A 26270-nucleotide genomic window follows, 5' to 3' on the forward strand; every position below is an offset into this window, starting at 1 on the left:
CGTATGCCTCCCGCTCATACCGGGGCACCCGTCACCTCGGGTGCCTCCACCCTGTCGTCCCCTTCCGCTCCGCCCGCCGCGGCCCCCTCGCCGGTGAACGTTCCCGCCGAGCCCGGCCGCCCCGGCTACCGCCGGATGAGCCTGGCCCTGTTCGCCGCGGGCCTCGCGACCTTCGCGCTCCTCTACTCCACCCAGGCCCTGCTGCCCGCGGTCTCCGCCGGGTTCGGCGTGACGGCGGGTCAGGCCAGCTGGACGGTGTCCGCGGCGACCGGGGCGCTGGCCCTGTTCGTCCTGCCGCTCAGCGCGCTGTCCGAGCGGTTCGGGCGGACCCGGATGATGACCTGGTCGATGGTGGTGGCGGTCGGCGTCGGCCTGCTGGTGCCGTTCGCGCCGAACCTGGAGTGGCTGGTGGCGCTCCGCGCGGTGCAGGGCGCGGCGATCGCCGGGATCCCCGCCTCCGCGATGGCGTACCTGGCGGAGGAGGTCCGGCCGAAGGCGCTGGTCGGGGCGATCGGCCTGTTCGTGGCGGGCAACTCGATCGGCGGGATGAGCGGCCGCATCGTCACGGGCTGGGCGGCGCAGCTGTGGGGCTGGCGGGCCGGGCTGCTGAGCGTGGGCCTGATGGCGCTGGTCTGCGCGGTGGCCTTCCTGGTGCTGCTGCCCCGGGCGCGGTTCTTCCGGCCGGCTTCGCTGAAGCCGCGCGCGGTGGGACGTACCGTCGCCGGTCACCTGCGCGATCCGCTGCTGCTGCGGCTGTACGGGATCGGCGCGCTGTTCATGACGGTGTTCGGAGCCGTGTACACGGTGATCGGCTACCGCCTGGTGGACGAGCCGTTCTCGCTGGGGCAGGGCGTCGTCGGGTCGGTGTTCCTGGTGTACCTGGTCGGTACGGTCTCCTCGGCGGCCGCCGGGAAGCTGGTGGCCCGTGCCGGACGGCGCGGGGCGCTGTACCTGGCCGTGACGACGACCGCGCTGGGGCTGCTGCTGTCGCTGTCGGACGCGCTGGCCGCGATCCTGCTGGGGCTGGTGCTGATCACCGCGGGGTTCTTCGCGGGGCACGCGGTGGCCTCCGCGGCCGTGAGCCGGACCGCGAAGACGGGCCGGGCGCAGGCTTCGGCGCTCTACCAGTCCGCGTACTACCTGGGCTCCAGCGCGGGCGGCACCCTGGGCGCGCTGGCCTACCACGCCTCGGGGTGGGCGGCCACGGTCGGCATCGCGCTGCTGGCGGTGGTGGGCGTCGCCTCGATCACCCTCTACGGGTCCCACGCGGCCCGCGCCGAGCGGCGGCTCGCGCTGCCGGCCGCGACCGCGCGCTGACGGGCCGTCGGCGGTCCGCCCGGGGCGGGCCACCGGCCGAAATCCGTCCGGAAAAGTACTGTTCAGCCCGCTGACGAACCCGCTCGCCGTCACTACGCTTCCGCCGAGCGCAATCGCGCCGGTCATCCGGGCCGTGGTCCCGGAGGACGCACAGCGAACCGGGGAGGGACCGAATGGGTTCGATACGCATGCGCGCGGGGCGGCGGGCGGCGGTGGTGTTCGGCGGGGCGCTGGCCCTGGCCGTGCCGATGGTGGTCGCCGGGGGCGGGGCGGCGCAGGCCGCGTCCTGCAACGTGACGACCGGGCCGTACCAGCGGCAGGTGGAGCAGTTCCTCGGCAGGCCGGTGGACGGGGTGCAGTCCGCGGCCGACTGCAAAGCCATCCAGTCCTTCCAGGCCACGCACGGGATCACCCCGACCGCCGGCTACGCGGGCCCGCTGACCTGGCAGACGATGAGCACGATGCTGGCGCAGCGGGCGGCCGGGAAGAACCCGAACGCCGACAAGAAGTGTCCGACCAACCTCGGGCGGATCGCCTGCGTCGACCTGACGCGGCAGCTGACCTGGATCCAGGACGGCGCGACGCTGAAGTACGGGCCGGTGCCGGTGCGCACGGGCAAGGCGGGGACGCCGACCCGGACCGGCCTGAAGAAGATCTACTACCGCAGCATCAACCACTGGTCGACGATCTACAACGTCGCGATGCCGTACTCACAGTTCTTCGACGGCGGCATCGCCTTCCACTCCACGCCCAAGAGCATGTGGAACCCGCCGGGGTCGGGCGGCTGCGTCAACATGACCACCACGGACGCCAAGGCGTACTGGAGCATGCTGGGCAACGGCGAGGACGTGTTCGTGTACGGGCGCAAGCCCGGAACGTGACGGCTCGACGCTCTGCGGCTGCCGTTGTCGGTGCCCTCGGGTAGTTTCCGAAGCAACGGAAACCTTCTGGGGGACGGACGGCAGCCATGAGTGACCTCGCGACGACACCACCGGAAGCGGACCTCGACACCGCGATGGACCGCTACCGCGTGGAGCTGACCGGATACTGCTACCGGATGCTCGGCTCGGCCTTCGACGCCGAGGACGCGGTGCAGGACACGTACGTCCGCGCGTGGCGCGGCTTCGACAAGTTCGAGGGCCGTTCCTCGCTGCGCTCGTGGCTGTACCGGATCGCCACCAACGTCTGCCTGGACCTGCTGAGCGCCGGCAACAAGCGGGCCCGCCCGATGGACCTCACCGCCCCGCAGCACCAGGCCTCGGCCGTGCTCAGCGAGCGGCCCGAGGTGACCTGGCTGGAGCCGGTGCCCGACGGGCGGGTGCTGCCGCAGACCGCCGACCCGGCGGAGATGGCCCTGGCGAAGGAGTCCGTACGGCTGGCGTTCGTCGCGGCGCTCCAGCACCTGCCGGCGAAGCAGCGGGCCGTACTGATCCTGCGGGAGGTGCTGGCCTGGAAGGCGGACGAGGTCGCGGTGCTGCTGGAGACCACGGTGGCCTCGGTGAACAGCGCGCTCCAGCGGGCGCGGGCCACGCTCGCCGCCCAGCGGATCCGGGAGAGCGAGGCGGCGGACCCCCTGGACACGGACCAGGCGAAGCTGCTGGAGCAGTACCTGTCCGCCTTCGAGGCCTACGACATCTCGCGGCTCACCGCCCTGCTGCACGAGGACGCGGTGCTGTCGATGCCGCCGTTCGACCTGTGGCTCCAGGGGCACGCGGACATCGCCGCGTGGCACCTCAACCAGGGCATCGGCTGCAAGGGCTCGCGCCTGGTCCCGACCACGGCGAACGGCATGCCGGCCTTCGGCCAGTACCGGCCGGACCCCTCGGGGAAGGGGCACACGCCGTGGGCGCTCCAGGTGCTGGAGGTGTCAGAGGGGCGGATCACCGGCCTGAACGCCTTCCTCGACACCGCCCGCTGGTTCCCGCTGTTCGGGCTCCCCGAGCAGCTCGACGAGTCCGACGAGGTGCAGTAGCCCGCGCAGGGGCGGGCCGGCTCCGGTGACACGGAACGGGCGGTCCCGTGCGGTGAGCCGCAGCCGGGCCAGCGCCTCGACGGCGCCCAGGCCCGGGGCGGTGACGGCCCCGGCGTCGCACACCACCGCTGCGGCGCCGGCCTCGTACAGCAGCTCCAGGCGGGCGCACAGCCCCGGCACGTCCTGCGGGACCGGTGCGGGGCCGGGCAGGACGAGTCGCATGATCTCCACGCAGGGGTGACTGCCGGGGACGGCCGAACTCATCGGCGGCGGCCGCCCGGCTCACGGCGCGGGGAAGGCGGAGGTGTCCGGCGTGACCGGTCCCGGGACGGCGAACGGGACCGGCGGGGGTCCGCCGGTCCCGTTCATCCGAAAGGGGAGCCGCAGGTCAGGCGATGCGGTCCAGGACGATCGGCGTGGCGGAGAAGGCCGTGCCGGCCGGGGCCACGTCGTAGGAGCCGTCCAGCGAGGCGAGGGCGTACTCGAACTTCTCCGGGGTGTCCGTGTGCAGGGTCATCAGCGGCTGGCCCGCGGTGACCGTGTCGCCGGGCTTGGCGTGGAGCTCGATGCCCGCGCCCGCCTGCACCGGGTCCTCCTTGCGGGCGCGGCCCGCGCCCAGGCGCCAGGCGCCGACGCCGACCGCGTACGCGTCGAGGCGGGTCAGGACGCCCGAGGCGGAGGCGGTGACCACGTGCTGTTCCCGGGCGACGGGCAGGGCCGCGTCCGGGTCGCCGCCCTGGGCGGAGATCATCCGGCGCCACACGTCCATCGCGGAGCCGTCGGCCAGGGCCTTCTCCGGGTCGGCGTCCTTGACCCCGGCGGCGTCCAGCATCTCGCGGGCCAGGGCCAGGGTCAGCTCGACGACGTCGGAGGGGCCGCCGCCGGCGAGGACCTCGACGGACTCGCGGATCTCCAGGGCGTTGCCGGCGGTGAGGCCGAGCGGGGTGGACATGTCGGTGAGCAGGGCGATCGTCTTGACGCCGCTGTCCGTGCCGAGGGCCACCATCGTGGAGGCGAGCTCGCGGGCGTCCTCGATGTTCTTCATGAAGGCGCCGCTGCCGACCTTGACGTCGAGGACGAGCGAGCCCGTGCCCTCGGCGATCTTCTTCGACATGATCGAGGAGGCGATCAGCGGGATGGCCTCGACGGTGCCCGTGACGTCGCGCAGGGCGTAGAGCTTCTTGTCGGCGGGGGCCAGGCCGTCGCCGGCCGCGCAGATGACGGCGCCGGTGGTGTCGAGGACGTGCAGCATCTCCTCGTTGGACAGCAGCGCGCGCCAGCCGGGGATGGACTCCAGCTTGTCCAGGGTGCCGCCGGTGTGGCCGAGGCCGCGGCCCGAGAGCTGCGGGACGGCCGCGCCGCAGGCGGCGACGAGCGGGGCGAGCGGGAGGGTGATCTTGTCGCCGACGCCGCCGGTGGAGTGCTTGTCGGCGGTCGGGCGGGAGAGGGAGTCGAAGTTCATCCGCTCGCCGGAGGCGATCATCGCGGCGGTCCAGCGGGCGATCTCGGCCCGGTTCATGCCGTTGAGCAGGATGGCCATCGCCAGCGCCGACATCTGCTCGTCGGCGACGACACCGCGCGTGTACGCGTCGATGACCCAGTCGATCTGCTCGGGGCTCAGCTCACCGCGGTCCCGCTTGGTCCGGATGACGGAGATGACGTCCATGAGGTGACTTCCTTCTACGCGCATAGAGATGAGGGGTGTAACGGGGGAGGAAGAGAAACCGACGGCCCTCCGCCCCGGGCAGGGGCGGAGGGCCGTCGGCACGGCTATCTCAGGTGGTCGGGCCCGAAGGCCTGCGGCAGCATCGCGCTCAGCGGCAGGATCCCGTCCGGCGTCTCCACCAGCAGGTCCGGGCCGCCGAACTCGTAGAGCAGCTGGCGGCAGCGCCCGCACGGGACGAGGATCTCGCCCTTGCCGTCCACGCACGTGAAGTGCGTGAGGCGGCCGCCGCCCGTGGCCTGCAACGAGGAGACCAGGCCGCACTCGGCGCACAGGCCGAGGCCGTAGCTGGCGTTCTCGACGTTGCAGCCGGTGACGACCCGGCCGTCGTCGACGCGCGCGGCCACGCCGACCGGGAAGCCCGAGTAGGGGGCGTACGCCCGGGTCATCGCGTCCCGGGCGGCCGTCCGCAGGGCTTCCCAGTCCACTGCCGCGGGCGGGGTCACTTGCCCTGGCCCTTGCGGTACGGCATGCCGTCCGCCTTGGGCATGCGCAGGCGCTGCGCCGACAGGACGAGCACGAAGAGCGTCGTCAGGTACGGGGCGGCGTCCACGAACTGGCTGGGCACCTCGTCCGTGAAGGCGTACCAGAGGTACAGCAGCACGGCGAAGGCCGCCGAGATGCCGGCCTGGACGTACTTCTTCTTGTACAGCTGCCAGGCGAGCACCAGGGTGAGCAGGATCGCGACCAGCAGCAGCATGGCGTGGACGTTCTCCGCGCCGCCGCGCAGCTTGAGGCTGTCGGTGAAGCCGAAGAGGCCGGCGCCCAGCGCCATGCCGCCCGGCATCCAGTTACCGAAGATCATCGCGGCGAGACCGATGTAGCCGCGGCCGCCGGTCTGGCCCTCCTGGTAGATGGGGCTGGCGACGATCGACAGGAACACGCCGCCGAGGCCGGCGAGGGCGCCCGAGACGATCACGGCGATGTACTTGTACTTGTAGACGTTGACGCCCAGCGACTCGGCGGCGACGGGGTTCTCGCCGCAGGAGCGCAGTCGCAGACCGAAGGTGGTCCGCCACAGCACCCACCAGGTGCCGGGGATCAGCAGCAGCGCGAGGACGGTCAGCAGGGACAGCTCGGTGACCAGGCCGCCGATGACGCCGGCGAGGTCGGAGATGAAGAACCAGTGCTTGCCCTGGAGGTCCGCCATCCAGTCGGACAGACCCGGCACGGTGATCTTGTAGATCTCCTCGACGCGCGGGGACTGCTTGGAGGAGCCGCCGGGCGCCTCGGCGAACGTGAAGTTCGACAGGTACTGGGTGAAGCCCAGCGCGAGGATGTTGATGGCCACACCGGAGACGATGTGGTTGACGTTGAAGGTGACCGTGATGATCGCGTGCAGCAGGCCGCCGAGGGCGCCGCCGGCGATGCCGACGAGGACGCCGGTCCACGGGCCCCACTGGTAGCCGGCCCAGGCACCGAACCAGGTGCCGAGGATCATCATGCCCTCGAGACCGATGTTGACGACGCCCGCGCGCTCGGCCCACAGGCCGCCGAGGCCGGCGAGGCCGATCGGGACCGCGAGGGAGAGGGCGCCGGAGACCTGGCCCACGGAGGTCAGGTCGTCGGCCCCGCTGATCACGCGGACCAGCGAGACCAGCGCGAGGCCGCCCGCGATGATCAGCATGATCCAGGGCAGGGTGAGCTTCTTGCGGCCGCCCGGCTTCTTGGGGGCGGCGGCCGTCGCGGAAACGGTGCTGGTGCTCACGCCGCGACCTCCTTGTCGGTCTTGATGGCGTGGCCCGCGGCCAGTTCCGCGCCGACCTTCTGCTGCTGTCGGCGGATTCCGTAGCGGCGGACGAGTTCGTACGAGACGACGACGGCGATCACGATCAGGCCCTTCATGATCGTGCCGATCTCCTTCGCGTAGCCCTCGGTGTCGAGCGAGGCCGAGGCCTTGTCGATGAAGGCCATCAGGAACGCGGCGAAGAGGATGCCGACCGGGCTGTTGCGGCCGAGCAGCGCGATGGTGATGCCGGTGAAGCCGACGCCGACGGGGAAGGACAGGTTGTACGTGTGGGTCTCGCCCAGCAGCTGCGGCATGCCGGACAGACCGGCGACCGCGCCCGAGATGAGCATCGCGGTGACGATCATCTTCTTGGCGTCCACGCCGGAGGCCTGGGCGGCGGACTCGCTGGCGCCGGTGGCGCGCAGGTCGAAGCCGAAGCGCGTGCGGTTGAGCACGAACCAGTAGACGATGCCGAGCGCGAAGGCCACGAAGGTGAAGCCGTAGATCTCCAGGCCGTCACCGATGGACAGGGACGGGAACCAGCCCGACTCGGCGATGTCGCCGGTCGTCAGGTCGTTGGAGCCCTCCGGCTGCACGCCGAGGTTCTCCGGCAGGATCAGCCAGGCGATCAGGCTGGTCGCGATCGCGTTCAGCATGATCGTGGAGACGACCTCGCTGACGCCCCGCTTGGCCTTCAGCACGCCCGCGATGCCGGCCCAGAACGCACCGGTGAGCATGGCGACGAGCACGATCAGCAGGATGTGCAGCGGACCGGGCAGGGTGACGGCGGTGCCGACCACGGCGGAGACCATCGCGGCGAGACGGTACTGGCCGTCGACGCCGATGTTGAAGAGGTTCATCCGGAAGCCGATGGCCACGGCCAGGGCCGCCAGGTAGTACGTACCGGCCTGGTTCAGGATCAGGACCTGGACGTCTTCGTAGCCGGCGTTCTCCACCATGAGGCGCAGCGGCTCGATCGGGTCGATGCCCGTCGCGGCCAGCACGATCACGGTCAGCAGGAAGGCGCTCACCAGGGCGAGCACGGGTCCGGCGAAGCCGAGGAGCAGCCGGTCCTTGTCGAATTTCTTCATCGGGCCTCGTCCTCCGGTGCTTCGGTACCCGCGTCGGTACCGGCGGCGGAGTGGTTGTCGGTGGCTTCCAGGTGCCCGGAGGCGGCGCCCGTCATGGCGGTGCCGAGCTGCTCGGCGTTGACGGTCGCGGGGTCGGCGTCCGCGACCAGGCGGCCGCGGTAGATCACGCGCAGGGTGTCGGACAGGCCGATCAGCTCGTCCAGGTCCGCGGAGATCAGCAGGACGGCCAGACCTTCGCGGCGGGCCTCGCGGATCGCGTCCCAGATCTGCGCCTGCGCACCGACGTCCACACCACGGGTGGGGTGGGCGGCGATGAGGAACTTCGGGTTGTGGCTCATCTCGCGGCCGACGATCAGCTTCTGCTGGTTGCCGCCGGAGAGCGAGGCCGCGGTGACGTCGATGCCGGGCGTGCGGACGTCGTACTCGCGCACGATCCGCTCGGTGTCCTTGCGGGCGGCCTTCGGGTCGAGGATGCCGCGCTTGGAGTTCGGCGTCTCGGTGACGTGGCCCAGGATGCGGTTCTCCCACAGCGGGGACTCCAGCAGCAGGCCGTGCCGGTGGCGGTCCTCGGGGATGTACCCGATGCCGCCCTCGCGGCGCTTGCGCACCGTTTCCTTGGTGATGTCCCTGCCGTCCAGCGTGATGACGCCCGCGTCGGCGGCGCTCATGCCCATGAGGGCTTCGATGAGCTCGGTCTGGCCGTTGCCCTCGACGCCGGCGATCCCGAGGATCTCGCCCTTGTGGATGGTGAAGCTGACGTCGTCCAGCAGGAGGCGTCCGACCGCGACGTGCTCGCGCAGGGAGGAGTCGTCCTGGTCCGCGCCCGCCATGGTCTCCGGCTCGACGGACACGACGTCGCCCGCGGCGACGGTCAGGTTCGACACCGTCAGCATCGGGACGGTCGTCACGGTCGACTCGCGGGTCTCCGGCGAGGGCAGTTCCGCGCCGACCATCAGCTCGGCGAGCTGCTTGGTGGTGGCGGTCTTCGGGTCGGCGGTGCCGACCGTGGTGCCGCGCCGGATGACGGTGATGTCGTCGGCGACCTTCTTGACCTCGCCCAGCTTGTGCGAGATGAAGATGACCGTCAGGCCCTCGGACTTGAGCTCGCGCAGGTTGTCGAAGAGGGCGTCCACCTCCTGCGGCACGAGCACTGCGGTCGGCTCGTCGAGGATGAGGATCTTCGCGCCGCGGTAGAGGACCTTGAGGATCTCCACGCGCTGCCGGTCGGCGACGCCGAGGTCCTCGACCAGGGCGTCGGGGCGCACGCCGAGGCCGTAGGCCTTCGAGATCTCCAGGATCTTCTTGCGGGCCTTGGAGCCGATGCCGTAGAGCTTCTCGCCGCCGAGAACCACGTTCTCCAGGACGGTGAGGTTGTCGGCGAGCATGAAGTGCTGGTGCACCATGCCGATCCCGCGGGCGATGGCGTCGCCGGGGCTGGAGAAGGTGACCTGCTCCCCGTCGATCGCGATGGTGCCCTCGTCCGGCTTCTGCATGCCGTAGAGGATCTTCATCAGGGTCGACTTGCCGGCGCCGTTCTCGCCGATCAAGGCATGGACCGTGCCCTTGCGGACGGTGATCGCGATGTCCTTGTTGGCGACGACGCCGGGGAAGCGCTTGGTGATGCCGTGCAGTTCTACGGCGGGGGGCGGGCTGGACGCGTTGATGACGCACTCTCCTTGGCGCGGAAGGAGCTGGAGGCAGGGGGAACAGGGCGGTCGATCGGCCGGGCGGGTGGGCGGGAGCAGGACGGTATCGCGTCCCCGATGCCTCTACGCGCGTAGCACTGTCGAAAGTGAAAACTTGCGACCAACTGGCCACGAGTCAACACGGAACGTGTCCGACGAGGTGCGGGGTCCGGGAGCGGCGAAGACCGCTTCCCGAACCCCGGAAACCACGCTGGACTTGTCAGACGGAACCCTACGGGGCGGTCTTGACGGTGATCTTCTTGGCGATGATGTCGGCCTTCGCCTTGTCCACCGCGGTGATGACGTCGGTCATCTTCTTGTACTCCGGGTTGGAGTCGGCCAGGCCGACGCCGTCCTTGTCCAGGCCGTAGCGGATCTCACCGGTGGTCGGCTTGCCGTCCTTGACCGACTTGATCAGGTCGTAGACGGAGTCGGAGACGTCCTTCGTGACCGAGGTCAGGATGGAGTTCTTGTACTTCGACAGACCGGCCTGGTTGTACTGGTCGGAGTCGACGCCGATGGCCCACTTGCCCTTGGCCGAAGCGGCCTCGATGGCACCGGAGCCGGCCAGGCCCGCGGCCGCGTAGATCACGTCGGCGCCGCCGTCGATCTGACCCTGCGCGGCGGCCTTGCCGAGGTCGGGCTTGGCGAAACCGTCGAAGTTCGGCGGCTGGGTCAGGTAGGTGGAGAGCACCTTGGCGTTCGGGTTGGTGTCCTTGACGCCCTGCTCGAAGCCCGCCTGGAACTTCTTGATCAGCGGAACCTCGACACCGCCGATGAAGCCGACCGTGCCGGTCTTCGAGACCTTGGCGGCGGCGACGCCGGCCAGGTACGAGCCCTGCTCCTCGTTGAAGACGAGGTTGGCGACGTTCTTGTCCTGCACCGAGGTGTCGTCGATGATGCCGAACGTGGTGTTCGGGAACTTCGGGGCGACCTTCTTGATGGCCGGGCCGTAGGCGAAACCGACGCCGATGACCGGGTTGTTGCCCTTGCGGGCCAGCTCGGTGAGGCGCTGGACCTTGTCGGCCTCGCCCTCGCCGTCCGTGGGCTCCGCCTCGGCGCCCTTGATCTTGAGTTCCTTCTCGGCCTTCTCGAGGCCCGCGTAGGCGGCGTCGTTGAACGACTGGTCGCCGCGGCCACCGATGTCGTACGCGATGGCGGCGCTGGCCTCGGAGGAGCCGGAGCTCGACGAGGAAGCGGTGCTGTCCGAGGACTTCTTACCGCCACAGGCGGTGGCCGAGAGGGCCAGCGCCGCGGACGCGATGCCCACGGTGGCGATCCTGGTGATCCGGCGCAAGGGGAGGCTCCTTCAAAACCTGACCGAAGCGCCACGACCGGCGCTGGTTTCGCGGCGATCGTAACGCGCGTAGATGTCAGTTAAAGGCCCGTTCATGAGTCGTTATCGGATCGTCGCGAACCGGACAGTGACCGATCGGTAACTGGTGGGGCGCCCAGCCCTTGCGTACCAAGGGCTGGACACCTCCACCGGAAGACCGGCGGGTGTTGTAGGGACTTCCGCCCGTCCCCGGGCCGAACGCCCCCGCGCGTCCTACCGGACCGGCGCCGCGCGCAGTCCGTCGAGGAGCGCCGCGGCGGTGAAGAACTCCACTCCGACGCCGATCGCGGACTCGTCCACGTCGAAGTCGCCGCGGTGCAGGTCCCGCTTGGCGGTGTCCCCGGGCCCGCGGACGCCGAGGCGGGCCATGGCGCCGGGGACGTGCTCCAGGTACCAGGAGAAGTCCTCCCCGCCCAGGCTCTGCTCGGTGTCCTCGACCGCGTCGGCGCCGAGGCGGACCGCCATGGCCTCGCGCAGCAGCTCGGTGACGGCCGGGTCGTTCACCACGGGCGGCACCCCGCGGACGTGGTTGATCTCGAACTTGGCCCCGTGCATGGTCGCGACCTCGTCGATCGCCGCGTGGAGCATGTCGGGGGCGTCGTGCCAGGCGTTGAGGTCCAGGCAGCGGACGGTCCCGGACAGCTCGGCGTGCATCGGGATCACGTTGCAGGCGTGCCCGGCCTCGATCCGGCCCCAGGTGACCGACATGCCCGAGCGGGCGTCCATGCGGCGGGTCAGCAGCGCCGGGACGTCGACGGCCACGCGGGCGGCGGCCGTCACCAGGTCGGTGGTCAGGTGCGGGCGGGCGGTGTGCCCTCCCGCGCCGGAGAGGCTGACCTCCAGACGGTCGCACGCCGAGGTGATCGGGCCGGCCCGCAGCCCGATCCGGCCCGCGTCGACGCGCGGGTCGCAGTGCACGGCGATGATCTTGCCGACCCCGTCCAGCACCCCGGACTCGATGGCGTCGCTCGCCCCGCCCGGCAGGACCTCCTCGGCCGGCTGGAACAGCAGCCGTACGGGCCGGGGCAGCATGCCCTGGCGTTCCAGCTCGGCGAGGACCAGACCGGCGCCGAGGACGACGGCGGTGTGCACGTCGTGGCCGCAGGCGTGGGCGCGGTCGGGGAAGGTGGAGCGGTACGAGACGTGCGTCTTGGCGTCCGGGATGGGCAGGGCGTCGATGTCCGCGCGCAGGGCCAGCATCGGCCGTACGCCGTCCCACGTCCCTACGTCACAGATCAGGCCGGTGCCGGACTTCAGCACGCGCGGGCGCAGGCCGGCCTTCTCCAGCCGGGCCTTGATCGCCGCCGTGGTGCGGAACTCCTGGTGTCCTAGCTCGGGATGCATGTGCAAGTCCCGCCGGAAGGCGATCAGTTCGGCACGCAGGTGGTCCGGAAGTTTGCCGGGCAGCTCGGGCCGGTCGGGCGTGCCGGGCAGGGCGGTCTGGGACTCGCGGGACATCAACTGGTTCACCCGTTGAAGGGTAGGCGCACGAACGGGTCAACTGGCTGGAGATCACAAAAAGTTCATGCCGTTAGGGGAAAGAAACCCGGCCTCTGGACGCATGATCGGATGCGCCCGGGGGTACACTCGCGCGCTCATCCGGCCGCCGGAGCGGCCTGCGCGGGCAGTCTGCGCACATCACGGGCGGTGTCGGTGACCCCGGCGAGGAAGCTGCGGGCCCTCGGCGAGGCGGCGGCGGTGAGCCAGGCCGGGTCGACGGTGCGGACGGCCACGGTCACCCCGGTACCGGACAGGGCGTACGGCAGCGTGTGGACGACCGTGGACGGAAAGCTGACGACGGTCCGGCCGATCGGCCCCCGGCGGGCGATCAGCTCCAGCGGCAGGTCCGGACGGACGATCTCCAGCCCGATCGCCTCGCTCAGCGCGCGCAGCTTCTCCGGGGACTCCCGGCGGTGGGCGAAGTACCGGGTCACGCCGTGCTCCAGGGTCAGCGTGCGGACGGCGTCCAGGTAGCGGTCCGGATCGACGACGCCGGTCTCCACCAGGGAGGTGCCGACCAGGTCGGTGCCCTTGGTCAGGCGGGGCGGGCCGAAGCGGGAGCGCGTCCAGGCGAAGTCGTTGACCCGCAGCTCCATGCCGGGCAGGGCGGTGACCGGCATCGACGTGAACACCTCCACCCGGCGGCGCTCCCCCGGGGTCAGCCGGCGGCGGGCCGTGCCGGACACCGGGGCGTACGCGAGCTCCCGCACCCGGGCGGCCGGGCCGCCGCCGGTGCGGTGCCAGCGGCGCAGGCGTTCGCCGCGGCCGAGCTGGGCGACGAACTCCATGGTGGCGGTGCCGTCGTCGACGACCACCAGTTCGGCGGCCCGGGCCGGGGCGAGCAGCAGCTGGACGAAGCGGGAGAAGGGGTCGCCGATGACGATCCGCTCGGCGGCGCGGACGGCCGAGGCGAGCGAGGCCAGGGCCTTCAGGGGGGTGCCGGAGCCGCCGCGGGCCTCCTGCCAGTGGACCTGGTACCCCTCGTCGCGGGCGATCCCGGCGACCCGGCGCAGCTGGCCGCGGGACATGGGGTCGGTGGGGGGCAGCACCACGATCCGCGGCGGTTCGGCGGGCGGGGCGGGGCGGGGGCGGCGGCCGCGCTGGGGCGGTACGCCGTCGAGGAGGGGGGCGGGGGTGCCGGGGGTTCCGGCGGGGCCGGGGGTTCCGGCGGGGCCGGGGGTTCCGGCGGGGCCCGCGGGGGTGGCGCCGCGGGCGTGCGCCCACTCCAGCACGTTCAGGAGCTGGACCGGGCTCTCGACGAAAGCCAGGGTGGAGCTGGGGGCTGAGGGAGACACCACGTACTCCTCGTCGGGGGGAGGGCCGGAGCGGAGGTCAGACCGCTGCCGGGACCGGGGCCTGGACGCGGCGGAGCTTCTTCATCGGGCCCAGTTCGGAGTCGTAGACCCGCTTGACGCCGTCGCCGAGGGCGGTCTCGATGGTGCGGATGTCGCGGACGAGGCGGGTGAGACCGCCGGGTTCGACGGAGGCGGCCTGGTCGGAGCCCCACATCGCGCGGTCGAGGGTGATGTGCCGTTCGACGAAGGTGGCGCCGAGGGCGACGGCGGCCAGGGTCGTCTGGAGGCCCGTCTCGTGCCCGGAGTAGCCGATCGGGACGTTCGGGTACTCCTCCTGGAGGGTGTTGATCACCCGCAGGTTGAGCTCCTCGGCCTTGGCCGGGTACGTCGAAGTGGCGTGGCAGAGCAGGATGTTGGCGCTGCCGAGCACCTCGACGGCGTGGCGGATCTGCTGCGGGGTGGACATGCCGGTGGACAGGACGACGGTGCGGCCGGTGGCGCGCAGGGTGCGCAGCAGTTCGTCGTCGGTGAGGCAGGCGGAGGCCACCTTGTGGGCGGGGACGTCGAACTTCTCCAGGAAGGCGACGGCCTCGGTGTCCCAGGGGGAGGCGAACCAGTCGATGCCGCGCTTGGCGCAGTGCGCGTCGATGGCGAGGTAGTCGGCCTCGCCGAACTCGACGCGGTGGCGGTAGTCGATGTAGGTCATCCGGCCCCAGGGGGTGTCCCGTTCGATGTCCCACTGGTCGCGGGGGGTGCAGATCTCGGGGGTGCGCTTCTGGAACTTGACGGCGTCGCAGCCGGCTTCGGCGGCGGCGTCGACGAGGGCGAAGGCGGTACCGAGGTCGCCGTTGTGGTTGATGCCGATCTCACCGACGACGTAGACGGGACGGCCGGGGCCGGCGGTGCGCGAACCGAAGCTGCGGAGGCGGGAGTCGGGGCTGACGGTCATGGCGGGTACGGTCCTTCGATCGGTGTGCGGGAAGGCGGCGGGGGCGGCGGGGGCCGCGGGTACGGGGGTGGCTCGGGGTGTGGGGGCTGGGGGCTGGGGGTCGAAGAGGGGGGACAGGAGGCGGGCGCGGGCCAGGTCGTGGGGGTCGTCGACCTCCAGGACGCGGGCCGGGTCGGCGGCGACGGGGAGGGTGCGCCCGAAGAAGCGGTGCCGGGCGGCGCGGAAGCCGGGTACGGCCATGGCGTAGGCGGCGCCGGTCTCCAGCAGTTCCACGGGCCGGTCCTGACGGCGGGGCCGGTGCGCGGCCTGGTGGTTGACCCCCGTTCCGGTGCCGTCGGGTCCGGGCCGCCAGAGGAATCCGTGGAACGGGGCAGCGGTCAGGGCCGAGTCGGCTGCTCCGGACGCGACGGCGACGGCGACGGACTCCACGTCCGAGGGGGTCAGGAAGGGGCTGGTGCACTGCACCAGGAGGACCACGTCCACGGTGGTGGCGCGGGCGGCCTCGAAGACGTCCAGGGCGTGCAGGACCGCGGCTTCGCTGCTCGCGGTGTCGCCGGAGAGCTCGGCCGGGCGGTGGATCACCTGGGCCCCGGCGGTACGGGCCACCGCGGCGACCGCCTCGGAATCGGTGGAGACCGCGACGTCGGTGACGGTGGGCGCGGCCAGGCAGGCGAGGACGGCGCGGGCGACGAGCGGCACCCCGCCGACCGGGGCGGTGTTCTTGCCCGGAACCCCCTTGGAACCGCCGCGGGCCGGGATCACCGCGAGGACCCTCACAGCTCCCCCAGCCTGCGGATGACGGGGGCGACGCGCTGGACGCCGTGCCGGTACGCCCCGCGGGCGGCCTCGCGCAGGTGGGCCCGGAGCCAGCGGCGCGCCCCGGACTCCGCCGCCTCCGGGCGGGCCGCGCCGGGGAGCGGGGTCCCGTCGATGCCGAGGTGGTGGCGGGCCAGGATGCCGGGCAGGTATCCGGGCGCGGTGGCGGGGGTGTAGTACGGGGCGACGGCCGGGAGCCGCTCGCGGGCGAGCAACTCGGCGAGCCGGGCCCGGGCGACGGCGTGGGCGTCGGCGTGGCCGCCTTCGGCGCGGGCACCGTCCGTGCGGGGGCCGCTGTCCTGGACGGGCTCCTCGGCGGCGGGCCGTACGGAGAGCAGGCCCGGCGGGCCGTCGGCGCCGGGGGCGGAGGCAAGGACTTCGGGACGGACAGCCTCCGCGGCCGGACGGGCCGGGAGCGTGACGGGCAGGGGCCGGTGGGGTGGGGTCACGCCGTGGGTGGCCAGCCAGTGGGGGTTGCCGTGGGGGAGGAGGCCTTCGTCGAGGCGGTCCCACGAGGTCAGGCAGCCGGAGCCGAGGAAGTGGTGGTTGCCGAGGGCCTCGCGGACGCCGAGGTCGGTCAGGACGGCGGTCGGGATGCCCCGGTGCAGGGACTCCAGGGCGGCGGTGGAGGACACCGTGACCAGCAGGTCGGTGCCGTCCAGCACCTCGCCCATGTTCCCGTAGACCAGCCGGCAGTTGGCCGGCAGCCCGCCGGGGAGCCGCTCCGCGAGGCGCTGGTAGGGGTGCTCCTCCAGGTGCGTGGTGTGCTCCCCCGGCCGGCTGCGCAGTTTGACGAGCACCTCGCGCCCGGGGTGGAGCCGGGCGTGGCCGGCGGCCCGCTCCAGGAGGTACGTACGGTCGGCCCGGCTCTCCGGGACGGAGGGCTGCACGGCGAAGACGACGGTGTGGGCGCCGCCGCCCGCGGGGGCGTACGGGGCGCCGCCCAGGAAGGGCAGGGCGGTCTCGGTGACGGCGCCCGCGTCCGCGCCGACCCCCTCGTACACGGCGCGGAACCGGCCGGCGTCGTGGCGGGAGTTGGCGAGGACGAGGTCGGCTCCGTGCCGCAGCAGCAGCCCGTCGGCGAGCTTCTCGTAGACGACGCCGACGTACCCGGTGACGAGGACGGGCCGGGCGGCCGGGCCGGGCCACAGGGCGCGGACCCCGTGCAGGACGGCCTGGACGGCGCCGCCGACGAGGGCGAGGACGACCACGTCGAAGCGTTCACGGCCGAGTTCGGCGAGGAACTGCGCGCAGGTCACCTCCGTCGGGAGGCCGTCCGTGACGACGCCGGCCTCGCCGAGCTGGCGCGGGGTGGGGGTGGCCCGGCCGCGCAACAGGTACCCGGTGACCCGGCGGTGTTCCGGGTCCGGGGCGAGGCGGCGGGCGGTGAGGGCGCCCCATTTCCACCGCGTATCGGAATCGGCGATGACGGCGATGCGAAGATCGGCTCGGCTGCTGCTGAGTGGCACTGGCACCCGGCAGAAGCTATTCCGCATTTCCGGTGTTCGGCCCAACGAACGCACAACGGCGGGTTAACAACCCGTCGACGAAATGCGAAAGCGTGCGGGTTAACGCGCCCGCCGCGCTTCGTTCACATGGAATCCGTGTCCGGGCCATGGTGAATGACGGCCCGCGCCCTATTGTCTCGCGGGTGCTCAAGCTCTCTGTCGTCGTGCCGTTCTACAACGTGCAGACATACGCACCGGATGCCCTGAAGAGTCTCGAACTGAACTCCCGCGAGGATTTCGAGTTCCTGCTCGTCGACGACCGTTCCACGGACGGGACGCCCGAGCTGCTGGAGCGGGCGGCCGCCGCGCTGCCCGGGGCGGTGCACCTCAGACGGGACCGCAACGGCGGGCTGGCCACGGCCCGCAACACCGGGCTGGACGCGGCCTCCGGGGAGTACATCGCGTTCCTCGACGGCGACGACTGGCTGGAGCCGGGGCACCTGTCCCGCACCCTGGCCGCCATCGAGGCCCTGAACTGCGATTTCGTTCGGACCGACCACGTCCAGGTGACGGGCCGCGCCCGGAGCGTGCAGCGCGTCCCGTACGGGCCGCAGGGCGTGGTGGCCGATCCGCGCGCCGGGATCCTGCCGGTCTCGCGGGCCACCGCGGTGGACTACCCGTACGCCTGGGCCGGGATGTACCACCGGCGGCTGCTGGACCGGGGGCTGCTGCACTTCACGGACGGGCTGCGGACCGCGGAGGACCGGCCGTGGATCTGGCGGCTGCACCGGGAGGCACGGTCCTTCGCGGCGGTCGGAATGCCCGGGATCTTCTACCGGCGCGGCATTTCCACGTCCTTGACGCAGATCGGTGACGAACGGCAGCTCGATTTCATCCGCGCATTTGATCAAGTACTGGCGGACACGGCCGCCGACCCGGAATCCGAACTGCTGCTCCCCAAAGCCGTCCGAACGTATTGCGCGATTATCGCGCACCATATCGGGTCCATCGAGAGGTTCGAACCTGCCGTGGCCAGAAAACTCCGGTCGTTGAGCGCGGCCGCGCTCGGCCGCATGCCCCAGGCGGTACTGGACGGGTCCCTGGCCTCGATGGACGCCGAACGCGCCGCCCTCCTGCGCAAACTCCGCCGCCGCACCTCCGCGCGCGCCGCGGGAGCCGCCGCGTGAACGGCCCCGGCGTCACCCAGCTCTTCCTCGCCTCCACGCTGTACGGGACGGCCACGCTCGCCGCCGCCCTCGACGCGGGCGTCCTCCCCCCGGCCGGCCGGCGGATCCTGCTGACCAGCAACCACTCCCCCGCGCCCGAGATCACCCCGGGCCTGCCCGGTCTGCCCGGCTTCGCCGCGCTGCGCACCCGCTTCGACGAGGTGCTCGACTGGAACGCCGTCGTCGCCCCGCAGCACCCCAGCACCTGGGCCCCGCGCCCGGAGGACGTCCCGCTGTGGGAACGGCAGCTGCGCTCACTGTGGGGGCTCGGCGAGGACCGGGTCGAGCTGGTCGTGGAGTCGCTCCAGGTGCCGCCCGCGCAGAGCCTGTGCCGGCTCTTCCCGGGCGCCGCGGTCGAGGTCTACGCCGACGGCCTGATGTCGTACGGCCCCACCCGCTTCCGCCTCGATCCGCAGATCGGCATGCGGGTGCGGCGGGTCCTGCACCTGGACCTGGTACCGGGGCTGGAACCGCTGCTGCTCACCGAGTTCGGGGTGCCGGCGGAGGTGATCCCCGCACCGGCCGTCCTGAAGGTCCTGGCGGAACTGGCGGAGCTCCCCGGCCCGGCCCTTCCCGTACCGCCCGCCCGGGACCCCGCCCCGGGGTCCGGTGAGGACGCCGGGGCCGAGGCGCCCGCCCTGCTGCTGGGGCAGTACCTCTCCGCGCTGGACCTGATGTCCCCGGCGCAGGAGGAGGAGCTCCACGTGGAGATGGTGCGGGGCGCCTGTGAGTGGGGCCACCGGGAGCTGGTCTTCAAGCCGCACCCCAGCGCCCCCGCCGCCTACTCCCGGCGGGCGGAGGAGGAGGCCGTGCGCCTCGGGGCGCGCCTGACGGTGCTGGACGCCCCGGTGCTGGCGGAGACGCTGTACCAGCAGCTGCGCCCGGCGCTGGTGGTGGGCTGCTTCTCGACGGGACTGCTGACGGCCCGGGCGCTGTACGGGATCCCGGTCGCGCGCGCCGGGACCGGCGCCATACTGGCCCGCCTGGCCCCGTACCAGAACAGCAACCGGATCCCGCTGACGCTGGTGGACGCCCTCGTCCCGGACCTGGCCGGACCGGCGCCCGACGGGCCCCCGGCCGATCTGCCGGGTCTGGTCGCCGCGGTCGGCTTCACCATGCAGCCGCGGGTCCTCGCGGAGCGCCGGGCGGACGCCGAGCGCTACCTGGCGCGGCACCTGACGGAGCAGACCTGGCGGTACTTCAAGCGCCGCCGGCTGACCGCGCTGGGCCTGCCGGGCGGGATCCCCGCCCAGCTGGCGTTCCTCCCGCGCAGTCCGGCCGTGCGCCGGGTGGTGCACCGGGTGCGGCGCCGGCTCGGCGGGGTGGCCGGGGGGAAGCCGTAGCCGCGTTCAGCTCGTGGCGAGCTTGGCGGCGAAGCCCAGGAAGAGCACGCCGGCCGCCGAGGTCGCCCCCGCCGACAGGCGCTTGCGGCGGCGGAAGGCGGCCGACAGCCGGGTCCCGGTGAAGATCAGGGTGGACAGGTAGACGAAGCTGACCAGCTGCGACACCAGCCCGAGCAGCAGGAACGACAGCGCCGGGTAGGCGTAGCCGGGGTCGACGAACTGCACGAAGAACGACAGCAGGAACAGGATGGCCTTCGGGTTGACCAGGCTGACCAGCAGCGCCCGCCGGTAGGGCCGCTCGGCGCCGCCCTCCGGCGCCTCGCCGGTCAGCAGCTCCTCCTGGCGGGCCTTGCGGTCGCGCCACATGCCCCAGGCGGCCCGCATCATGCCGACGGCCAGCCAGCCCAGGTATCCGGCGCCGAGGAACTTCACCACGGTGAACACCACCGGGCTCGCCTGGAGCAGCGCGCCCGCCCCGGCGGCGGTCAGCACCATGAGGACGGTGTCCCCGGTGAAGACACCGGAGGCCGCCTTGTAGCCCTCCCGCACCCCGCCGCGCGCGGCGACGGACAGCACGTAGAGCGAGTTCGGCCCCGGCAGCAGAATGATCAGCACCAGGCCGGCGAGGTACGTAGGAAGATCTGTCACACCCAGCATGCGCAGGAGTGTCGCACAGGTACGCACCTGTCCCGCCAGTGAGTTTCACCAGCTGGAACCGGAGGGCTCGTACGTCCCCCACACCTCCCGCAGCACCCCGCACACCTCCCCCACCGTGGCCCGCGCCCGCAGGGCCTCCTTCATCGGGGGGAGTACGTTGCGCTCCGTCCCGGACGCCGCCCGGCGCAGGTCCGCCAGCGCCGCCGCGAGCGCTTCCCCGTCCCGTCCGGCCCGCAGCCGGGCGAGGGCCGCGCACTGGCGGGCCTCGATCGCCGGATCGACCCGCAGCGGTTCGTACGGCTCCTCCCGCTCCAGCGCGAACCGGTTCACCCCGACCACCACCCGTTCTCCGGACTCCTGCTCCCGCGCGATCCGGTAGGCGTTCCGCTCGATCTCCTCCTTCTGGAATCCGGCCTCGATGGCGGCCACCGCCCCGCCGAGCTCCTCGATCCGCCGCATCAGGGCGAGCGCCGCCGCCTCCACCCCGTCGGTCAGCCGCTCCACCGCGTAGGACCCGGCGAAGGGGTCCGCGGTGTGCGGCACGTCCGTCTCGTACGCGAGGACCTGCTGGGTGCGCAGGGCGAGGCGGGCGGACTTCTCCGTCGGCAGGGCGATGGCCTCGTCGAAGGCGTTGGTGTGCAGCGACTGGGTGCCGCCGAGCACGGCGGCCAGCGCCTGCACGGTGACCCGTACGAGGTTCAGCTCGGGCTGCTGGGCCGTCAGCTGGACCCCGGCGGTCTGGGTGTGGAAGCGCAGCATCAGCGACCGGGGGTTGCGGGCGCCGAACTCCTCCCGCATGACCCGGGCCCAGATGCGGCGGGCCGCCCGGAACTTGGCGACCTCCTCCAGCAGCGCGGTCCGTGCGACGAAGAAGAAGGACAGCCTCGGCGCGAACTCGTCGACGTCCATCCCGGCGTCGAGCGCGGCCCGTACATAGGCGATCGCGTCGGCGAGGGTGAAGGCGATCTCCTGCGCGGGCGAGGCCCCGGCCTCGGCCATGTGGTAGCCGGAGACCGAGATGGTGTTCCACTGCGGGAGTTCGGCGCGGCAGTAGCGGAAGGTGTCGGACGTCAGCCGCAGCGACGGGCCGGGCGGGAAGATGTACGTCCCGCGCGCGATGTACTCCTTCAGTACGTCGTTCTGGACCGTGCCCGTCAGCCGCTCCCCGCCGATGCCGCGTTCCTCGGCGACCAGCTGGTACATCAGGAGCAGCAGGGCCGCCGGGGCGTTGATGGTCATCGAGGTGGAGACCTGGTCGAGGGGGATGCCGTCGAACAGCACCCGCACGTCCTCGACGGAGTCGACGGCGACTCCGACCTTGCCGACCTCCCCGCGGGCGAGCGGCGCGTCGGAGTCGTGGCCCATCTGCGTGGGCAGGTCGAAGGCCACCGACAGGCCGGTGCCGCCCGCTTCGATGAGGCGGCGGTAACGGGCGTTGGACTCGGCGGCCGTGCCGAACCCGGCGTACTGGCGCATGGTCCAGGGGCGGCCGGTGTACATCGTGGGATGGATGCCCCGGGTGTACGGGTACTCCCCCGGCGCCCCCAGGCTGACGGCCGGGTCCCAGTCCGTCAGGGCCCGCGGTCCGTAGACCGGTTCGATGGGGATGCCGCTCTCGGTGCGTGCGGTGGGACGGACCATGGTGCGAACCCTCCGTGTCCGTGGGGCCGGAGGGCCCACGGGCTGGTACAACCGTCCCGCGACGGCCGCTGGTCACAATGGCGCAACATCCGGAGACGGTCTGCAACTGTCCACGCCCGCGAAGCATCACCTAGATACACGACGTTGAAATCGGGGGACCGCGATGTACCGCCAGAGAGTCATGATCCGCACGCTCGGCCTTGCCGCAGCTGTCGCATTCGCCGCGACCGCCTGCGGCCCCCAGAATCCGGGTGCGGCCGGGCCGGGCCCGTCCTCGCCGGCGGGCAGCTCGCCGGCCGCTTCCCCGTCCGGCCAGGACGACAAGCCGGGCGGGTCCTCGCCGGCGCCGTCGTCCTCCTCCGCGGCGTCCGCGTCGGCGTCGCCGGGGCAGCCGTCGGCGCAGGGCGGCCCCAAGCCGATCATGGCGAACGGCGACGAGAGCGACCAGATCCGCGAGCTCCAGGCGCGGCTGCGCCAGCTCAAGCTGGTGTCGGTGGCCCCCACCGGTTTCTACGGGTCGAAGACCACCGCCGCGGTGAAGAAGTTCCAGACGGACAACGGGCTCCCGGCGACGGGTTCCGTGGACGACGCGACCTGGCAGAAGATCCAGGGCGCCAGCAAGAAGCCGACCGACCAGGAACTGCGCCCGCCGACCACGAACGAGGTCGACGCGCCGGACCCGCGCTGCATGACGGGCCGGGTCATGTGCATCAGCAAGGAGAGCCGCACCCTCGCCTGGATGATCGACGGCAAGGTCGTCTCCACGATGGACGTCCGCTTCGGCTCGGAGAACACTCCGACCCGCGAGGGCGAGTTCAAGGTGGAGTGGAAGGCCAAGGAGTGGACGTCGACGATCTACCACACGTCGATGCCGTACTCGATGTTCTTCAGCCAGGGCCAGGCGGTGCACTACTCGTCCGACTTCGCGGCCCGCGGCTACGACGGCGCCTCGCACGGCTGCGTGAACGTCCGGGACAAGGCCCGGCTGTCGACCCTGTTCGAGCAGGTCCAGGTGGGCGACAAGGTCGTCGTCTACTGGTGACGCGCCGCCGGTGATCCACCGGCGGGAAGTTGAGGGCGCGGGCAGGGCCGGGGGAACGTGCCCCGCCCGCGCCGGTTGCGCAGAGCCCAGGGGTACGGGGGGAACCCCGGCTCATGCGCGGCCGATGACCAGTCGGCTCGTTATGTACTGCGCCGCCGGTTCGAAAAGTGTTACCGGAGTGCGCGGCGGCGTCGCGCGGGCCGTCCGGACCCGGCTCAGCGGCGGTTGCGGAAACCGAGCGAGCTGCCCTGGGGGCTGGGGGTCGGCGCCTTGAGGATGTCGGTGCCCGGCCCTTCGGAACCGCTCTGCGGGAGGCCCTCGCGGGGTCCGTCCAGCACCGCCTCGCAGTACCGCGGGATCAGCGCGAGGGCTCCGGCGAGCTTGCTGAGGCGTGCGCGGCGGTCGTCGTTCATCCGCCCCGCCCGGTAGCTCTCGCACAGGTCGGCGGCCCGCACCTGCTTGTCGCGGTCACGGTCGCGGTCCTTGCCGCTGCCGGTGCCTTCGGTCTTGTCGGTGCGGTCGGTGACCGTGTCCCGGCCGCCGTCCACGGCGCCGTTCACGCCCGAGCCGGATCCCGACCCGGTGCTGGCACTCGTACCGGTGCCGGCGCCGGGGAGGTGCGGGGCGGAGGCGCTGCCCGAGGTGGTGCCGGGCGTCGTACGGGTGTCCGTGCCCGGCATCCGCGATGTGCCCGGGGAGGCGGCGAAGCCGTCGACGCCGGGTTGCGCGGAGGGGTCCGGGCGCGGGATGAGCGGGGCGGGGCCGTCGTTCTCCCCGCCGGCCGGCCGGTCCGTGTCGGCGCTGACCGAGACGGCCGGAGCCGGTCCGGCGGTGTGGCGCGCGGCCCGGTCCAGCAGGCCGCTGCCGGCGGCGGCCGCGATCCCGCCGACCGCGACGCCGGCCAGGGCCGCCGCGAGGCCGAAGCGCACGGAGGTGCTCGTACGCCGCTGCGCGGGGACCCGTACGGGGGGCAGCGGGGTGAGGGAGACCAGGGGTTCGTGGGCGGCGGGCTCGCCGGCGGCGGGCCGCCGCGGGGCGGCGCCGGCGGGCCGTGCCGCACGGAAGGCGGCCACGGCGGCGTCCTCGCCGGGCAGTTCCCGTCCGGGCTGCCGGGGCACGGACAGGGAGTCCAGGGCGGCGCGCAGGCGGGCGGCTTCGGCCCGGGCCCGCGGATCGGCGCCCGCTCCGGCCGGGCCGGCGGGTTCTCCGCGCAGCAGCCTGTCCGCCGCGGCTGCGTCCAGCCACCCGTTGTGCTCGTCGGCCATCACATGTCCTTCTGCGTCCGCCAACGTGAATGCGTCACACCGGTTTGTTCTACGAGGCCCCCGGCCCGTCCGCGCTGCGCCGGTACGGCGTCAAGATCGCGCTCCCGTGCCTGGTCATCGGCATTATGGCCGACGCAGGGGCCGAATTCCGCTTCGAGTTCGGCAGTGCCCAGCAGTTCCGCGAGCCTCTTCAGTCCCCGGTGTGCGGCGGTGCGGACCGCGCCGGGGCGCTTGCCCAGGGTCTCGGCGGCGCTCTTCGCGTCGAGGCCGACCACCACGCGCAGGACGACGGCCTCGGCCTGGTCCTGCGGGAGCTGGGCTATCAGCGCCATGGTGCGGCCGGTGGACAGGGCCTCCATGGCGGCGCTCGCGGTGTCGCTGTCGGCGGCGTGGCCGCTCAGCTCGCTGTCGTCGCCGCCGATGGCGGGGCGGCGGCCGCGCATCCGTATGTGGTCGAGGGCCCGGTTGCGGGCGATGCGGGCGGCCCAGCCGCGGAAGCGGTCGGCGTCGCCGGTGAAGGAGTCGAGGTCGCGGGCGATCTGCAGCCATGCCTCGGACGTCACGTCCTCCGCGTCGCCGTCCCCGACGAGCGTGCGTACGTATCCGAGCAGGCGCGGGTGCACGGCGCGGTACACAGTCCGGAACGCGTTCTCGTCGCCGTCCTGTGCCGCGAGCACCGCGGCGGTCAGCTCCGCGTCGTCCCCCAGCAAAGTCCCCAACCCGTTCACTGTCCTGTACGTGTGGCGCAAATCCGCACGTTACGGCTTTCAAGCACCTCTCGTCCACGAGTTGTACAACCTGCAACCAACCCTGCGCGGAGCGAGGTGTGACACAAAACGCACTCGCGGCGCTGACAGGGGTACGGGCTTGTCGCACGAGTCCGTGTCGGATGGCGACCGGGGCCTCTCCTGTGGGGGGTGGCGGCCTCGGTCGCTCTCCTCTCCGGCACACCCCCCGCGCAGCCGCCGGTACGTCCTTCGGTGAGCCCTTCCGCGCGCACGTCATCCTTTCGGCTCACTTCCGGGTGAAAACCCCGCATGGGTACGACACTCACCGCCCGAGATCGCTAGCGTGGCGGTACACCCGCGCCACGCCCCGAGGAGAGTTCCGCTGTCCAGCCATCTTCCGGCACAGGTCCGCGGCGCAGCCTCCGGCTCCGGGCTGGCGCGATTCGACTCCCTGCCCCCCGAAGCCGCCCGGGCCGCGCTGCTGCACTGCTGCGGCAGCCGGCGCTGGGCGCACCGCGTGGCCGCTCACCGCCCTTACCCCGACACCGCCTCCCTACTCGCCGCGGCCGACGAGGCCTCGTACGACCTCTCCCAGGGCGACCTCACCGAGGCCCTGGCCGCGGAGTCCTCGGCGGAGCTGGGGCACGGGGCCCCGTACGCGGCGCTGCTGGCCCTGGACGCGGCCCGCGCCGAGTACGAGCGGACCTTCGGGCACGCCTTCGTGATCTGCCTGGACGGCCATCCGCCCGAGGAGCAGGTGGACCAGCTGCTGGGCGCGATCCGCCGCAGGATGGCTCACGAGGTGGACGAGGAGCGGTCGATCTCGGCCGACGAGCTGCGCCTGCTCGCGCAGGCCAGGCTGGTCCGGCTGCTGGACCGGCTGCCCTCGCTGCTGGACGGACTCGACGGGACCGACTCGGCCGATGGGCTGTCTGAGGCCGATTTCGGGCTATTCGCCCCTGTGGGATAGTCCGTCCGTGCCTGTTTGATCACACCGATGGCCCCCGCGCGAGGGAACCGACAAAGCGTCGCTACGATGTCCGGGGCCGGAGGACCGTACCCGGCCGGGCCCGACCGACAAAGAAGCCGGCTGGCCCCCGCCCCGCTTCCGGAGGGTTTTCCGTGCCGGCTGGAACGTTGTACCGCGGCCGGGAAGGAATGTGGTCCTGGGTGGCTCATCGAGTCACCGGCGTCCTCATTTTCTTCTTCCTGTTCGTACACGTCCTCGACACCGCTCTCGTCCGCGTCTCCCCTGAGGCGTACGACGATGTCGTGGCTACCTACAAGACTCCGATCGTCGCGCTGCTGGAGTACGGCCTCGTCGCCGCAATCCTGTTCCACGCGCTCAACGGTCTCCGTGTCATCGCCGTGGACTTCTGGTCCAAGGGCCCCCGCTACCAGAAGCAGATGCTCTGGTCGGTCGTGGGCGTCTGGATCGTGCTGATGGTCGGGGCCCTGTACCCCGTACTGGGCCACGCCTACCTCGAACTCTTCGGGAAGTGACACG

The 26270-nt window shown here is 72.3% G+C and carries 23 protein-coding genes and 1 pseudogene; 8 read left to right on the forward strand and 16 right to left on the reverse strand.

Going from position 1 to position 26270, the window contains the following annotated elements:
• The first annotated feature begins 3 nt into the window (after positions 1-3).
• The 3 genes from AC07B0_RS09445 to AC07B0_RS09455 all read left to right on the forward strand — a co-directional run bounded on the left by AC07B0_RS09445 (position 4) and on the right by AC07B0_RS09455 (position 3289).
• On the forward strand, positions 4-1317 hold the full coding sequence (locus tag AC07B0_RS09445) for an MFS transporter (protein WP_467289982.1): 1314 nt from the start codon (positions 4-6) through the stop codon (positions 1315-1317).
• 173 nt (positions 1318-1490) lie between these two features.
• Entirely contained in the window at positions 1491-2198 is a 708-nt protein-coding gene (locus tag AC07B0_RS09450) for a L,D-transpeptidase family protein (protein WP_467289980.1), read from the forward strand.
• Between the two features lie 86 nt (positions 2199-2284).
• Positions 2285-3289 carry a sigma-70 family RNA polymerase sigma factor gene (locus tag AC07B0_RS09455; RefSeq protein ID WP_356870777.1) on the forward strand — a complete coding sequence of 335 codons (1005 nt, stop codon included), beginning with the start codon at positions 2285-2287 and terminating at the stop codon, positions 3287-3289.
• Here AC07B0_RS09455 and AC07B0_RS09460 read toward each other — a convergent pair.
• The 12 genes and pseudogenes from AC07B0_RS09460 to AC07B0_RS09515 form a co-directional block, all read right to left on the reverse strand.
• Positions 3185-3553 (reverse strand): STAS domain-containing protein, encoded by a 369-nt coding sequence (locus tag AC07B0_RS09460; protein ID WP_478863496.1) that lies wholly within the window; start codon positions 3551-3553, stop codon positions 3185-3187. The two genes, AC07B0_RS09455 and AC07B0_RS09460, sit on opposite strands and share 105 nt — an antisense overlap.
• Positions 3554-3677: 124 nt before the next feature.
• Positions 3678-4955 carry a thymidine phosphorylase gene (locus tag AC07B0_RS09465; RefSeq protein WP_478897463.1) on the reverse strand — a complete coding sequence of 426 codons (1278 nt, stop codon included), beginning with the start codon at positions 4953-4955 and terminating at the stop codon, positions 3678-3680.
• 104 nt (positions 4956-5059) lie between these two features.
• Positions 5060-5458 carry a cytidine deaminase gene (locus tag AC07B0_RS09470; protein ID WP_356870781.1) on the reverse strand — a complete coding sequence of 133 codons (399 nt, stop codon included), beginning with the start codon at positions 5456-5458 and terminating at the stop codon, positions 5060-5062.
• Positions 5455-6720: an ABC transporter permease gene (locus AC07B0_RS09475; RefSeq protein ID WP_356870783.1), complete on the reverse strand. Its 1266-nt coding sequence runs from the start codon at positions 6718-6720 to the stop codon at positions 5455-5457. The genes AC07B0_RS09470 and AC07B0_RS09475 overlap by 4 nt, the downstream gene beginning before the upstream one ends.
• On the reverse strand, positions 6717-7832 hold the full coding sequence (locus AC07B0_RS09480) for an ABC transporter permease (protein WP_356870785.1): 1116 nt from the start codon (positions 7830-7832) through the stop codon (positions 6717-6719). The genes AC07B0_RS09475 and AC07B0_RS09480 overlap by 4 nt, the downstream gene beginning before the upstream one ends.
• The gene (locus tag AC07B0_RS09485) at positions 7829-9496 is read right to left on the reverse strand and encodes an ABC transporter ATP-binding protein (protein ID WP_356871134.1); all 1668 of its coding nucleotides are present in this window, start codon (positions 9494-9496) and stop codon (positions 7829-7831) included. Before AC07B0_RS09485 ends, AC07B0_RS09480 begins: the two co-directional genes overlap by 4 nt.
• Before the next feature lie 253 nt (positions 9497-9749).
• Positions 9750-10814, reverse strand: coding sequence for a BMP family lipoprotein (locus tag AC07B0_RS09490; RefSeq protein WP_356870787.1), 1065 nt, complete (start codon positions 10812-10814; stop codon positions 9750-9752).
• Between the two features lie 252 nt (positions 10815-11066).
• Complete coding sequence (locus tag AC07B0_RS09495; RefSeq protein ID WP_356871136.1) at positions 11067-12311, reverse strand: amidohydrolase; 1245 nt, start codon at positions 12309-12311, stop codon at positions 11067-11069.
• Between the two features lie 137 nt (positions 12312-12448).
• On the reverse strand, positions 12449-13648 hold the full coding sequence (locus tag AC07B0_RS09500; protein ID WP_478897465.1) for a collagen-like triple helix repeat-containing protein: 1200 nt from the start codon (positions 13646-13648) through the stop codon (positions 12449-12451).
• A 37-nt stretch (positions 13649-13685) separates the two neighbouring features.
• On the reverse strand, positions 13686-14597 hold the full coding sequence (locus AC07B0_RS09505; RefSeq protein ID WP_467290691.1) for an N-acetylneuraminate synthase family protein: 912 nt from the start codon (positions 14595-14597) through the stop codon (positions 13686-13688).
• A 414-nt stretch (positions 14598-15011) separates the two neighbouring features.
• Positions 15012-15374, reverse strand: a pseudogene (locus AC07B0_RS09510) (acylneuraminate cytidylyltransferase family protein); the annotation flags it as partial.
• The gene (locus tag AC07B0_RS09515) at positions 15371-16909 is read right to left on the reverse strand and encodes a DUF6716 putative glycosyltransferase (protein ID WP_478897467.1); all 1539 of its coding nucleotides are present in this window, start codon (positions 16907-16909) and stop codon (positions 15371-15373) included. The pseudogene AC07B0_RS09510 and the gene AC07B0_RS09515, both read right to left, overlap by 4 nt.
• Before the next feature lie 155 nt (positions 16910-17064).
• Between AC07B0_RS09515 and AC07B0_RS09520 the strand changes: the two genes are divergently transcribed.
• Positions 17065-18048, forward strand: a complete 984-nt coding sequence (locus AC07B0_RS09520) for a glycosyltransferase family 2 protein (RefSeq protein WP_478897469.1) — start codon at positions 17065-17067, stop codon at positions 18046-18048.
• Entirely contained in the window at positions 18045-19430 is a 1386-nt protein-coding gene (locus AC07B0_RS09525; RefSeq protein ID WP_478863501.1) for a polysialyltransferase family glycosyltransferase, read from the forward strand. Before AC07B0_RS09520 ends, AC07B0_RS09525 begins: the two co-directional genes overlap by 4 nt.
• 6 nt (positions 19431-19436) lie before the next feature.
• On the opposite strand, the gene leuE is transcribed toward AC07B0_RS09525, so the two are convergent.
• Positions 19437-20087, reverse strand: coding sequence for a leucine efflux protein LeuE (gene leuE / locus AC07B0_RS09530; protein ID WP_356870797.1), 651 nt, complete (start codon positions 20085-20087; stop codon positions 19437-19439).
• Positions 20088-20132: 45 nt separating this feature from the next.
• On the reverse strand, positions 20133-21728 hold the full coding sequence (locus AC07B0_RS09535; RefSeq protein ID WP_478897471.1) for an acyl-CoA mutase large subunit family protein: 1596 nt from the start codon (positions 21726-21728) through the stop codon (positions 20133-20135).
• Positions 21729-21891: 163 nt separating this feature from the next.
• On the opposite strand from AC07B0_RS09535, the gene AC07B0_RS09540 reads away from it, so the two are divergent.
• Positions 21892-22770 (forward strand): L,D-transpeptidase family protein, encoded by an 879-nt coding sequence (locus tag AC07B0_RS09540; protein ID WP_356870802.1) that lies wholly within the window; start codon positions 21892-21894, stop codon positions 22768-22770.
• 215 nt (positions 22771-22985) lie between these two features.
• On the opposite strand, the gene AC07B0_RS09545 is transcribed toward AC07B0_RS09540, so the two are convergent.
• Together AC07B0_RS09545 and AC07B0_RS09550 are read right to left on the reverse strand one after the other, a co-directional pair.
• Positions 22986-24035 (reverse strand): hypothetical protein, encoded by a 1050-nt coding sequence (locus tag AC07B0_RS09545; RefSeq protein ID WP_478897473.1) that lies wholly within the window; start codon positions 24033-24035, stop codon positions 22986-22988.
• Entirely contained in the window at positions 24035-24745 is a 711-nt protein-coding gene (locus AC07B0_RS09550) for an RNA polymerase sigma factor (RefSeq protein ID WP_356871140.1), read from the reverse strand. Before AC07B0_RS09550 ends, AC07B0_RS09545 begins: the two co-directional genes overlap by 1 nt.
• A 361-nt stretch (positions 24746-25106) precedes the next feature.
• Between AC07B0_RS09550 and AC07B0_RS09555 the strand changes: the two genes are divergently transcribed.
• The gene (locus AC07B0_RS09555) at positions 25107-25733 is read left to right on the forward strand and encodes a 2-oxo-4-hydroxy-4-carboxy-5-ureidoimidazoline decarboxylase (RefSeq protein ID WP_478897475.1); all 627 of its coding nucleotides are present in this window, start codon (positions 25107-25109) and stop codon (positions 25731-25733) included.
• A 152-nt stretch (positions 25734-25885) separates the two neighbouring features.
• Positions 25886-26266 (forward strand): succinate dehydrogenase, cytochrome b556 subunit, encoded by a 381-nt coding sequence (sdhC, locus tag AC07B0_RS09560; protein WP_266934686.1) that lies wholly within the window; start codon positions 25886-25888, stop codon positions 26264-26266.
• The last annotated feature ends 4 nt before the right edge of the window (positions 26267-26270 follow it).

This window comes from Streptomyces sp. NPDC044704, assembly GCF_056433525.1.